Genomic DNA, 12,877 nt, shown 5'->3' with positions numbered 1-12,877 from the left:
CTTTGAGCCTTAAAAAAATTATTTTCCGTCCTGAAGAGCAAAAACACTTTTTAATAAAGGCGTTGTTCTTGCAGAGATATTATTTCTAATTTCCTTTTCTTCTACGGCAATCATTTTAAAAACACCAGATAAAGCTTGATTGGTTGTATAATCAGTTAAATCTGGATTTACTTTTTTTACTAGCGGAATAGTGTTGTATTTCGTTATGATGTTTTTCCAAACGGCATCTGCGCCTACTTTTTCGAAAGAGCTTTTAATTACGGGATTAAATTTGGCATATAATGCAGTTGTTGTACTGCCTTGCAAATAAGTTGTTGCCGCACTATCATTTCCTAAAAGAATGTTCTTAGCATCAGTAAATGACATGTTTTTTACAGCAGAAACAAAGATCGGGGTTGCTTCTTTTACAGCATCTTCTGCAGCGCGATTCATCATTTTGATTCCTTCATCTGCAAGAGAGCTTAATCCCACTTTACGAAGGGTTGCATCTACTTTTTGAAGCTCTTCTGGCATTAAAATTTTTACAGCTTCATTCTTGTAAAATCCATCTACTGCGGTTAATTTGCTTACTTGTTCTGTAATTCCTTTGTTTAACGCTTCTTTTAAACCAGAAGCAATATCAACTCCTCCAACTCCCGGAAGCTGAGAAGATATTTGAGGCAATTGATTTAAAGTCTGTTGTACCTGTGCGCAAGAAGTAAGCGAAAACGTAACGGCTAATAGTAAAATCTTTTTCATTATGGGGTTTTATTTAAGTTTCAAAAGTACTACTTATTCAAAAACAACGCCACAATTTTATTAAGAGAGAAGAAAGATTTTGTTTGATAACTAACACAAATTACAATTGTTTAAAAACGAGAGAAAAATTACAAGCAGAAATAGATTTTAAATATTTTTTGAGTTCTTTTTCCATTGGAAAAGCAAATCTTCAAAAAAAGATTTTACTTCTGTTTTTTTTCCATCAACACTAACTTTAAATGTACTTTTGTCCTTTTTTGTAATAAGCGCATAAGGACAATAAGTTACACCTGCATAATTTACTGTGTCAATTTTTATAATATCATTATAAAATGCAAAAACTACTTCATTTCTTTCCATTTTTCGTTTATCAATCCAGTAAGAGGCAACTCTTTTATTAGTGAAAAAGTTACCAGCTGTTTCTTTGGTGTTTTCACTATAAAATTTGTAGATAGTTTCGTCTTTGTCAAGTAGATTCAAACTTTTTATAAAATTTAGATCTTTTTTATTTAAGCTTGATTGAGTTTCAATTTTATTGCATGAAATAAAACAGACTAAAAACAAAAGGAAAAAATATTTCTCCATAAAATTACTTTTTCAAAAGATCAATTTTCTCATTTGTTTTCTCAATGTAGACCGACATTTCGCTGTATTTCCATGTACCTCTTTTTTCGCCTACAACAAATAAAGTTCCTTTGCCTTTTGGACCTTTAAGTGGAACTTGTACATCGCAAGTTCGTATGTTATTATGCGAAGTCACAGTTCCAGAAACCATTCCGTCTGTTTCTACAGGAGATCCGAGTTTTTCAACTACAAGTTTGTTATTTTCTACGGCTATCATAGATTCTTTATAAGCTTCAGAATCTTTAAGTACTGAAGTTACTTCATAGAAAACTCCTCCAATAAATAAAGCGACTAATACTAAAAGAGTTAAACATCCGCTAGGAATAAGCCATTTCCAGTTTCGGTTTAGCCAGCTTTGTTTTTGTACTAACTCGTTTGAATCTTCCATAAAGTTGAGTTTTTAGGTGAAAATAACAGAAGCTAAAATAAGGATAAAATCTTATGTATTTCATGTTTTTAAATTAAAACTATTGATTTTTAGATCTTTATTAGAATTGGTTTTTGTATGAATTTGAAAAAAAATCATCTCATAAAAAAATGAGATGATTTTAAGTTTTTTTTTTGAGACTTTATTAGTATGATAATTTAGATTGAGGCTTGTAAATTGGGCTATTGGTGTTTAAATCTTCTAACATAGTTTCTGTATAATCTTTTCCGCCTTTCATTAAATAAAAAAATGACATTATAATATAAATTGGAGCCAAAGGAAAAATGCGCAAGCTTAGCGATAAATTCAAAAAAAGTGTTTAATAGCATATTTGAATGTACTTTCATTTGGTCGAATAAAATAGATATTAGTTTCTTTAATCCTTTTTACCATTTTAGAAATAATAAATGGAAAAATGATAAACTTTCCTCCTTGCTGAATTAAAAGATTTATTTCAAATGGCGTAAGACCTTCTATATTATTTGTTTTCATAATGGTTTAATTTTTAAACGGTTATAAAAAAAATGTGGCTAAACAATAAAGCAAAAGAAGAAAAAAGTTAAAATAACATTGCCCTTAAAAGATTTAAGAATAACATTTTACGTTATTTCTAATATACTAATAGTAAATTTTTATGTTTTCTGTTGAGTAAAAAAGGCATCTTGCAAAGTGAATAAAATGATTTCAGATTGTAATTTTTTCAAGAGCAAAAAGCAATTCGTTTGTTCAATTGTGCTTTTAAATTGCTTTTTTGTCTTGAAAAATTATAATTTGTTTGGGACAAAAAAGGGCTTTAAACGTATTGTAGGCAATATAAATTTGGATTGTAAATGGGATTGATTCGGTTTAAATCGGCCAATACTTTACTTGTATAATCTTTACCGCCTATTGCCAGATAAAATAAAGATTTTGAAATATAAAATGGTCTTAAAGGAAAGTCTCGCCATCCATTCGAGATATTTTTAAAAAAATGCTTTAAGGCATATTTGAATATTTTTTCTTTAGGGCGAACAAAATAAATGCTTTTAAGTTTAGACATTATATTAGGAAACATTACAAATCTTCCGCCTTGTTGTATCAACAAATTAATTTCAAAAAGTGTTAATCCCTCAATGTTTTCAGTTTTCATGATCAATAAAAATTAGTGGTATTAATATGAGACAAAGGTATAGAGCGATTAAATATATTTTTAGACCTAAAAGTTTTAAAAACAACACATTAAGTTTTTTTTATTGACAAAAAAAATCGGAAGCCCACATTATGAGCTTCCGATTTTATGTTAATTCTAAATAGAATTAATTTACAGTAATAGATGTTTCCGTATTTGTAGAGTTGCCATCTTTTTCATAAACATCTTGAAAGAAACCAACTTCACCTTTTTCATTTACCAATGAAGTAAAATAAGTAATATAAATAGGTACTTTTTTTGTCAGTTTAAAACTGTTTTCTACTTTGCCAGCCATAGCTTTATCTATTTTTTCTTGAGTCCATTCAGGATAATCTTTCAGCATTGCAACAGCTAATTCTTTAGCCATTTTCACATTAATGCATCCGTGGCTGAAAGTTCTTTTTTCAAAATCGAATAAAGTTTTAGATGGCGTATCGTGCATATAAATATCATCTGGATTTGGAAACATAAATTTTACTAATCCTAAAGAATTGTCTGGTCCTGGTTTTTGTCTTACTTGTCCGTTAATCATTTCCATGTTTTTCTCTGCAAGATAATTTGGATCTGATGCAATTTTAGATCTTAATTCATTTTGTACAATGCTTTGCGGAACTGTCCAATAAGGGCTAAAAACAATTCTGTCAATTTCACCATTAAAAATGGTTGTTTTGGTTAAAGGCGCTCCCACAAATACAGGCGAAGTCAATTGAACTTTTCCGTTTTTCACATAAATCAATTCATAAGAAGGCACATTTACCAATACATACTCATCGCTAGCAGCAATTAAAGCCGAAATTTCACGACATCTTTCCATATTAAGTTTTAAAGTCGCAACTTTATCTTCAAGCGGAACATTCATTTCTTTAATATGTTCTTCTGCTAAAATATAATTAGGTTTAAAACCATTACGAACTTTGTATTTCATTACGGCATCCATCAATTCACGATCATAAACATCACTTTTAGAATCATTTTTTAAATCTCCTAATAAGTACAAACGAGTTCTAACCTGTGCAATAGTATTTGAAACCGCATCTGGACGTAAATCTTTGTATGGAGTTTCAGCAGGAACAATTGGTTTCCATTTGCTAGAATTTTCTAATCTTTTGTATTTTTTTAGAATATCTTGCAATTTGTAATATTGATCATACTCCACTTTTGCATTAGCATCAACTGTAGCTGTTTCTTCGATTGTGCTATAGTTCAAGAAATCTTTCAGCATTTCATTGTAAGCTAGTTTTTTCTTATCTGCGTTATTTTTTTTGGTGTATAAAACATACAAGGAACTTAATAACATGTCTGCATCAGTTTGAGAAAGAGTGCTTTTGTCTGATGAAGAGCTAAACAATTGATCAATTTCTTTTTGATAAGGAATCACCAAATCATTTGTTTTTTTTGCTTTTTCATACAAAACAGTTCCAAATTCGCTGATTTCGTCTTCATCAAACCAAATCGTTCCAAGAGTTCTGTTTTTGTACAACGACATCACATCAGATTTATATTTTTTCAAATCAGAATATCTTTTAAAGAAGTCGTTCGAAATTTCGTTTACATCATGATTGTTATGGTAAACGATTGTGTTGTTTGAAGTTTTTGTATATGTAGTATTAGTGCTTTCAAGTTTACTAAAAGAAAATACAAAAAAACTCAAACCTAAAATTACGGTGAATGAATAAAATGTTCTCATTTTTTTAATTTTTACGTTATTACTTTTCTATGTAAGTCATAGGTAAAAATTTGGGGCTTTTCTACACTGCTAAATTACTATTGGAGTACTCAAAACATGTTTCCTGATTTTATTTAAATGTTGCGAAATTGCCATGTTTTTAAGCTTTCTTTAACTATATCAATTAATTACGTAAATTGTTACCTTATCGGTTTACGAAATCGATTTATTTTTGTTAACATAAAGCTATTGTCTTAATCAAATATTAAAATATTTTGTACATTGGTCGCATAAAATTATCATATTCATAAAATGGAACAACAAATACCATATATTCCTAAAAATAAAGTAAGAATTGTTACTGCTGCTTCGCTTTTTGACGGACATGATGCTGCCATCAATATCATGCGTCGTATAATACAGTCTACGGGCGTTGAGGTAATTCACTTAGGTCACGACAGAAGTGTTGAAGAAGTGGTAAATACCGCAATTCAAGAAGATGCCAATGCTATTGCAATGACTTCGTACCAAGGCGGACACAACGAATACTTTAAATATATGTATGATTTGCTTCGCGAAAAAGGAGCAGGACATATTAAAATCTTCGGAGGTGGAGGCGGAGTAATCCTTCCTAGCGAAATTGAAGAATTACACGAATATGGTATTACAAGAATTTATTCTCCAGATGACGGCCGTTCTTTAGGACTTCAAGGAATGATTAATGATTTGGTTCAGCGAGCTGATTTTCCTATTGGAGATAAACTGAACGGAGAAATCGATCATATCGAAAATAAAATTCCAACGGCAATTGCACGTTTAATTTCTGCAACCGAAAACTTCCCAGAAATTGCAAAACCAGTTTTTGATAAAATTCACGAAAGCAATGCCACTTCAAAAATTCCAGTTTTAGGAATTACAGGAACGGGTGGTGCAGGAAAATCTTCTTTGGTTGACGAATTGGTTCGCCGATTTTTAATTGATTTTCCAGAAAAAACAATCGGATTAGTTTCTGTCGATCCTTCTAAGAGAAAAACGGGAGGAGCGCTTTTAGGAGACAGAATCCGTATGAATGCGATTAATAATCCTCGTGTTTACATGCGTTCGCTGGCAACACGTCAGTCGAATTTGGCTTTATCTAAATATGTAGCCGAAGCGATTCAGGTTTTAAAAGCGACAAAATACGATTTGATTATTTTAGAAACTTCAGGAATCGGTCAGTCTGATACAGAAATTATGGATCATTCTGATGTTTCTTTATACGTGATGACACCAGAGTTTGGAGCCGCAACACAATTGGAAAAAATCGACATGCTTGATTTTGCCGATTTAGTGGCTTTAAACAAATTTGATAAACGCGGCGCTTTAGATGCTTTACGCGATGTAAAAAAACAATATCAAAGAAACCATAGTCTTTGGGATAAAAGCCCAGACGAAATGCCAGTTTTCGGAACGATTGCTTCGCAGTTTAACGATCCGGGAATGAACACGCTTTACAAAGCGATTATGGATAAAGTGGTAGAAAAAACGGCTTCTGATTTGAAATCGACTTTTGAAATCACAAAAGAAATGAGCGAGAAAATCTTCGTAATTCCGCCACACAGAACGCGTTATTTATCTGAAATTGCAGAGAATAATAGAAGTTATGATGAAACTGCACTTTCGCAACGAAAAAGTAGCTCAGAAATTATACGGAATTTTCAAAACCATAGAATCGGTTTCTGGAAAAGTGCCGCAAATCAATAAAGCAGGAATCGACGATTCAACTGTTTTGCCAAGCGGAATTGCTGAGCACGACGAAAACAGAATCTTTTTAAATCTTTTGCTAAATCAATTCGATAAAGTAAAAATGGACTTAGATCCGTACAATTGGGAAATTATCCTAAATTGGGATGAAAAAGTAGCGAAATACAAAAATCCAGTTTACTCGTTTAAAGTTCGTGATAAAGAAATCAAGATTGCAACGCATTCTGAAAGTTTATCACATTTGCAGATTCCGAAAATTGCTTTGCCTAAATATGAAGGCTGGGGCGATATTTTGCGTTGGAATTTACAGGAAAATGTTCCTGGAGAATTTCCTTTTGCTTCTGGATTATATCCGTTTAAACGTGAAGGCGAAGATCCGTCAAGAATGTTTGCGGGCGAGGGTGGACCAGAAAGAACCAACAAACGTTTCCATTATGTAAGCGCGGGAATGCCTGCAAAACGTCTTTCGACAGCTTTTGACAGTGTTACTTTATACGGAAACGATCCAGATTTACGTCCAGATATTTATGGAAAAATTGGAAATGCAGGAGTTTCAATCTGCTGTTTAGATGATGCTAAAAAACTATACTCAGGTTTCGATTTGGTTCATGCTTTAACTTCGGTAAGTATGACAATTAATGGGCCTGCGCCAATGTTGTTAGGTTTCTTTATGAATGCGGCAATCGATCAGCAATGTGAGATTTACATCAAGGCAAATGAATTAGAAAAAGAAGTTGAAGCTAAAATCAACAAATTATATAAAGACAAAGGAATCGAAAGACCGAAATATCAAGGCGAACTTCCTGCCGGAAACAACGGTTTAGGATTAATGCTTTTGGGGGTTACGGGAGATCAGGTTTTACCTTTGGAAGTGTATAACGAAATAAAAGTAAAAACGTTAGCTCAAGTTCGTGGAACGGTTCAGGCCGATATTTTAAAAGAAGATCAGGCGCAGAATACTTGTATTTTCTCAACCGAATTTGCTTTGCGTTTAATGGGTGACGTTCAGGAATATTTTATTACTAAAAACGTTCGTAATTTCTATTCGGTTTCAATTTCTGGATATCATATTGCAGAGGCAGGAGCAAATCCAATTACGCAATTGGCATTTACGCTTTCAAATGGTTTCACTTACGTGGAATATTATTTGAGCCGTGGCATGAACATTAACGATTTTGGACCAAATTTATCTTTCTTTTTCTCAAACGGAGTAGATCCTGAATATTCAGTAATTGGACGTGTGGCACGTAAAATTTGGGCAAAAGCCATGAAAAACAAATACGGAGCCAACGAAAGAGCGCAAATGCTGAAATATCATATTCAGACATCTGGACGTTCGTTACACGCACAGGAAATTGATTTTAATGATATTAGAACGACTTTACAGGCTCTGTATGCGATTTATGACAACTGTAATTCATTGCACACAAATGCTTACGACGAAGCGATTACAACACCAACAGAAGAATCTGTACGTCGTGCAATGGCGATTCAGCTGATTATTAATAAAGAATTAGGTTTAGCGAAAAACGAAAACCCAATTCAAGGTTCGTTCATCATTGAAGAATTAACCGATTTAGTTGAAGCTGCGGTTCTTCAGGAATTCGACAGAATCACAGAACGTGGCGGAGTTCTTGGCGCAATGGAAACGATGTACCAAAGATCTAAAATTCAGGAAGAAAGTTTATATTACGAAACTTTAAAACACAACGGCGATTTCCCAATTGTGGGTGTAAATACTTTCTTGAGTTCTAAAGGTTCACCAACGGTAATTCCGGCAGAAGTTATTCGTGCTACAGAAGAAGAAAAACAATATCAAATTACAATGTTGGATAACTTGCATAATTTCCACGAAGCAAAAGTAAACGAGCATTTAAATACGTTACAGCAAGCGGCTATTAAAAACGAAAATTTATTCGACCATTTAATGGAAGCTACAAAGGTTTGTTCTTTAGGTCAGATTACTTCGGCGTTGTTTGAGGTTGGTGGGCAATATAGAAGGAATATGTAAAATAAATAATTTGCCTAAATCAAAACGAATAAAAACCTAGTGTTTTCAATGATTTTATTATTGTTTAGGTTTTAATGAATTTATCGGAATACACTTTTGGTTGACTAATTGTTGGCTAAAAGTGTATTTTTTTATTTACATTTGATTTCAAAAAAAATAAAGATGGCAACTATTAAATATTTAATTCAAAGCAGAAATCAAAATGCCAACATTTATGTTCGTTATTCATTGAATAGAGAATCTGTTTGGAAACGTAAGACTGGTTTTGTAGTTAATCCAAATGATTGGAATAAAGATAGAGGTCAGCCAATATTAAAAAATCAAGAATTGAAAGCAATTAAGTTTAAGTTGGATAAATTGTCTCTTTTTATTAATGAAGCTTATAACAATGATGTTGATAAAGGAATAATATTCACAGGTGAATGGTTACAATATCAAATAGACTTATTCAATAATAAAGTTGCTGTTGTTGACTTAGATGTACTAACTAATTCTATAGATTCTTATATAGATAGTGGAGATAATTTAACTAGAGGTTCTATCAAAAATTTAGAAAACCTGAAAAAATTTATTACTAATTATGAAGTTGATAATTTAAAAGGTAAGCCAGTGATTATTAGAGATGTTGGTTTGGATTTTATCGATACATTTAAAAAATATCATAAAGCTAAAGGTCGCTCTGTTAATTACATAGGTACTTATATTTCAATATTGCGAGCAGTTATTAATAAGGCATCATTAAATGGGATTGTAACGCATCCACAGTTTAAACAAATCAAATCTATAAAAGAAGTCAAAGAATCTGAGGAGATTATAATATTGACAGAAGCAGAACAAGAACTTATAAAGAATGTAGAATTAGTGCGTGAAGCTCACATCAACGCTAGAAAATGGCTATTGCTAGGCTGTTTAATTGGACAAAGAGCAGGTGATTTGCTTAATATTACAGAGAAAAATATTAAGATTATAAAAGGTTCTAAAATTATAGAATTAAGACAACAGAAAACAGGTAAATTGGTGGTTATTCCATTACTTCCAAAGGCATTAGAAATAATTGAAAATGGATTGCCGTATAAAATAAACTTAGAACATTTTAATCATTACAGCAAAGAAGTATGTAAAGAAGCTAAAATTAATACTAAGGTAAAAGGCAAAATGCGGATTGATGATAAAAGAACATTAACCTTTGGAGTATATGAAAAATGGCAAGTTGTTAGCTCACATGTTTGTAGACGTTCTTTCGCTACTAATTTTTATGGTCATATTCCAACTTCAGTTTTGATGGGAATAACTGGTCATGGAACAGAGCAAATGTTTTTAAAATATATTGGCAAAACGACTTATGATAATGCTTTTCAAATGTTGGAATATTTTGATAAATTAGTGCCGTTAGATAAAAAATAAAACAATATACCTGTAAAAAATGAGCGATTCAAAATTAATATCGTTTTTTAATGAAACAAATAGGCTTACTGATTTTGAAGTAAGAAGAAAAATTTACGACTTAACAAATAATTTAGATATTGATTTATTGAGTGACTTAATTGATGAATATAGGAGGTATACTGTTTCTTTAGTACAAAAAATAAAACTAGATAAAGGTATAGATGTTCCTGATATTTTTATAACAAGTCACCTTAATGGAGAACGTAAAACGGATATAATTCAAAGACGAAATAAGTATATTGATACTCATTTAAAAAATAATAAACAAACTGATATAGATGAAGTGGAGATTGAGAGTAAAAAAAATTTAGAAATTGTTTATGATTTAGTTAGAAGGAAGATAAGTGACTTGCCAAAAAATGCGAGACAAAGAAATAATGATAAATTTGATTTTTATTTTAGTGACATTGAGGAGGGTGATTTTGATTGGTATTCACATAATGGTAATGAGGCAGAGTTTAGTGAAGTAATAGTTGATTTAAGTGATACTACAAGTACGGGAAAAATAGTTTTTTTGGAAAAGCTAGGAATCATTGATTTTCTGAGAGCTAAGCAACCATTTAATACATCGGTTAATAGCATGGCTACGGTACTGAGTGCAATTACAGGAACGAAGGCATCGACAATTCAATCTATGATAAATCCAATGCTACGTGACGATGTAAGTGGCAAGAATAATCCAATGAATTCAAAAAAAGGTGTTGATACGGTTGAGATTAAACTTGCCAAAATCGGTTTTAATTTTAAACAATAGTATGCTAATAATCTATGTTTAATAATCTGATATAAATAATGCTTTTAAAAAAAGGATTATATATTTTGTTTTGTAAGATGGTCTGCATCGTAATTCATTCTTCCTTTAATTTTTTTGTATTTATCAGGGGGTGAAATAATTTCAAGAATTTCCATTTCAGGGCTTAAATATTCTAAAAATTTCCAAGAAAGAGAAGGGTTCCAATACTCATTAGCAATACTGATATTTTTATCACTATTGTTTTCTTGCAATTCATCCGTTAGGCACATTGGACACGCAACAGGATTAATCATTTTTACTCTATAGTAAAAATTACCTTCGTTATCATTAAAAGCTATGCAATTTTCAGGACAATCAAAAGCATAAATTGTCTTTTTTCTTTCTGGAGCATTTGCAGGTTTATGATTATCTAAATAATCATCAATCCAATTTTTATTTTGAGTAATTGCATTTTGATAATATTCCGTATTTTCAAAATCTTCTGCTTTAATAATTTGCCCAACAGTATATTCTCTACTTGAGACGTGGAATAAGTTCATAATTTTTTAATGATTTTATATGATTTTTTAAAATTTGGAGTAAAACATTGCTTTCTTTATTATGTGAAAATTCTAAAGGAAAAATACGTAAAAATTATTCCCAATTTCTCATACTTTCTTTCATAGCGACTACTAAAGCAACTACAGTTGAATTATACTTCATTGCGCAAATTAAAACTTCAGATTCCAAATTTAGGTTTTTCTCGCTTAATTCGAGAAGTTGTAGGGAATTAATATCAACACTAGCCATTTTAAATTTAAAAACATTTTCGTGACCAGACACATCCCAATTTTCTATAAGTTCTATTTCTTTTATAAATTTTTCGCCTAATTCAAGTTTTTTCTCATCTTGTCCAAGTGAATAAACATCAAGGCTGTAAATCTCGTTTAAGGGTTGTTTGGTAATTGTGTAATAGATTCCTTTGAAGTTTTTAAAATGTATTTTGTCAATAGTAGTCATATTAAAATTAAAGTAGATGCTGTCTTTACCTATTGACATTCTCTTATTTAAATCTTTTTTGTTGCCAAATATTTTTCTGATTGTCTTAGCTGTTAACTCTTTTTTTTCATCATCAGATTCGTTAGTTACACCAATTAAATCTCTAATTTCATCATCAATTCTAGAATATTCTTGGTTGCATTTTAAACAGGCTGGAACTGTTTTTCTATTAATTAGGTATTCTTTTGGATATCCTTCAAAAAGAGTTCTAGCAGGAATATGTTCTTTTGTTCTTTCAATTTTATTAAGCTCAGAGAATGGAACTCCGCAATTATAGCATTTTTTCATATTATAGTATTTCATATTATTAGAGAATCTTGTGAATTATCTTTTTTGTTAATGATAATCTCTAATAGCTTGCATATAATCTTCGTGACTAAAATTTCCTTTTTCAAAATTATCAATTAAAATATCTATATCATCAATGTTTTTTATATAGCTGATTTTTAGCTTTACATCATTAAAAACTTCTTCAATCATATTTTCCATGAACTTAAAGACATGATACATGATTAAAAGTTTTGTCCTTTTAAATTTTAAATCTCTTAAAGTCAGGTAATAACTTGAAAAAATTTCTTTTTGAGAAAATTGACTTCGATGGTGCCATGAAATATCTTTGGTTAACCGCCATGTTATTAATTCTATATAGTTATGATGTGCTAAAGTATCATACCCCTTTATTTTAGTTAATTTAGAAGGGTTTAATATTGATAACATTGGAGAATCTTTTGAATCAATCTCTTTTATAGTCTTAATTAATGAAGAATATTGCTTTGTTGTACATAGTTGATGTGGAAATTCTATAATGAAACATTTATCTATCGGTATTTTTACTGATTTATTTTCTATGTCTTTTGGTACACTTTGTTTTAGAAAATTCCATTTTCTTTTTATATCGCCGTCTATTAATTTAATGTTCAGTAGAGTATTATTTGCAATTGATGAGTTTTTTTCAAAGCAACATATTCCGTCTCTTGTAAGTTTATTAGTAATTAAAAGAAATAATTCAATTAGAACCACTTCCGTGCTAATTCCTTGCCATGTATCAGGATGTAGTTCAAAAATATTGATGATTTCATCAAGTACTGCATTTGAGTTCTGTGTTTCCAAGGTAAAAGTTATTAAACCTTTTCTATGTTGAAAGGTGTCAAAGCTTAAATCATCCATTAACATACTATAATGAAAGTATGTGGCTTCTTTATGATGATAATCATAAGGATATCTAAATTCTATAGATATTTGATTTGTTTCTTCTTCCATAT

General features: G+C 30.8%; 11 protein-coding genes and 1 pseudogene. 3 read left to right on the top strand and 9 right to left on the bottom strand.

The genetic code is table 11. From position 1 onward, the window contains the following. Positions 1–18 precede the first annotated feature (18 nt). From P5P87_RS09235 to P5P87_RS09210, 6 genes are all read right to left on the bottom strand, one after another. Positions 19–738 (bottom strand): DUF4197 domain-containing protein, encoded by a 720-nt coding sequence (locus tag P5P87_RS09235; RefSeq protein ID WP_198856947.1) that lies wholly within the window; start codon positions 736–738, stop codon positions 19–21. Between the two features lie 147 nt (positions 739–885). Beyond that, a complete protein-coding gene (locus P5P87_RS09230; RefSeq protein ID WP_198856948.1) occupies positions 886–1,218 on the bottom strand; it encodes a hypothetical protein in 333 nt (110 codons plus the stop codon). Positions 1,219–1,327: 109 nt separating this feature from the next. Beyond that, on the bottom strand, positions 1,328–1,750 hold the full coding sequence (locus P5P87_RS09225) for a cytochrome c oxidase assembly factor Coa1 family protein (RefSeq protein WP_198856949.1): 423 nt from the start codon (positions 1,748–1,750) through the stop codon (positions 1,328–1,330). Between the two features lie 345 nt (positions 1,751–2,095). Further along, positions 2,096–2,281 (bottom strand): hypothetical protein, encoded by a 186-nt coding sequence (locus tag P5P87_RS09220; protein ID WP_278022335.1) that lies wholly within the window; start codon positions 2,279–2,281, stop codon positions 2,096–2,098. A 301-nt stretch (positions 2,282–2,582) separates the two neighbouring features. Beyond that, positions 2,583–2,918 (bottom strand): hypothetical protein, encoded by a 336-nt coding sequence (locus P5P87_RS09215; RefSeq protein ID WP_278022334.1) that lies wholly within the window; start codon positions 2,916–2,918, stop codon positions 2,583–2,585. Between the two features lie 166 nt (positions 2,919–3,084). Then, on the bottom strand, positions 3,085–4,644 hold the full coding sequence (locus tag P5P87_RS09210; protein WP_278022333.1) for a L,D-transpeptidase family protein: 1,560 nt from the start codon (positions 4,642–4,644) through the stop codon (positions 3,085–3,087). 291 nt (positions 4,645–4,935) lie between these two features. On the opposite strand from P5P87_RS09210, the pseudogene P5P87_RS09205 reads away from it, so the two are divergent. The 3 genes and pseudogenes from P5P87_RS09205 to P5P87_RS09195 all read left to right on the top strand — a co-directional run bounded on the left by P5P87_RS09205 (position 4,936) and on the right by P5P87_RS09195 (position 10,577). Beyond that, positions 4,936–8,377: pseudogene (locus P5P87_RS09205) on the top strand (methylmalonyl-CoA mutase family protein). A 162-nt stretch (positions 8,378–8,539) separates the two neighbouring features. Beyond that, positions 8,540–9,781, top strand: a complete 1,242-nt coding sequence (locus P5P87_RS09200) for a tyrosine-type recombinase/integrase (protein ID WP_278022332.1) — start codon at positions 8,540–8,542, stop codon at positions 9,779–9,781. A gap of 19 nt (positions 9,782–9,800) precedes the next feature. Further along, the gene (locus P5P87_RS09195; RefSeq protein ID WP_278022331.1) at positions 9,801–10,577 is read left to right on the top strand and encodes a hypothetical protein; all 777 of its coding nucleotides are present in this window, start codon (positions 9,801–9,803) and stop codon (positions 10,575–10,577) included. Between the two features lie 56 nt (positions 10,578–10,633). On the opposite strand, the gene P5P87_RS09190 is transcribed toward P5P87_RS09195, so the two are convergent. From P5P87_RS09190 to P5P87_RS09180, 3 genes are all read right to left on the bottom strand, one after another. Continuing rightward, entirely contained in the window at positions 10,634–11,116 is a 483-nt protein-coding gene (locus tag P5P87_RS09190; protein WP_278022330.1) for a hypothetical protein, read from the bottom strand. 94 nt (positions 11,117–11,210) lie between these two features. Next, positions 11,211–11,903, bottom strand: coding sequence for a hypothetical protein (locus tag P5P87_RS09185; protein WP_278022329.1), 693 nt, complete (start codon positions 11,901–11,903; stop codon positions 11,211–11,213). Positions 11,904–11,951: 48 nt separating this feature from the next. Beyond that, a complete protein-coding gene (locus P5P87_RS09180) occupies positions 11,952–12,875 on the bottom strand; it encodes a hypothetical protein (protein ID WP_278022328.1) in 924 nt (307 codons plus the stop codon). Between the last annotated feature and the right edge of the window lie 2 nt (positions 12,876–12,877).

The organism is Flavobacterium ginsengisoli, assembly GCF_029625315.1.
GTDB lineage: Bacteria > Bacteroidota > Bacteroidia > Flavobacteriales > Flavobacteriaceae > Flavobacterium > Flavobacterium ginsengisoli.
Note: the sequence above shows the minus strand (reverse complement) of the source record. Positions and strands in the feature narration are given on the sequence as shown.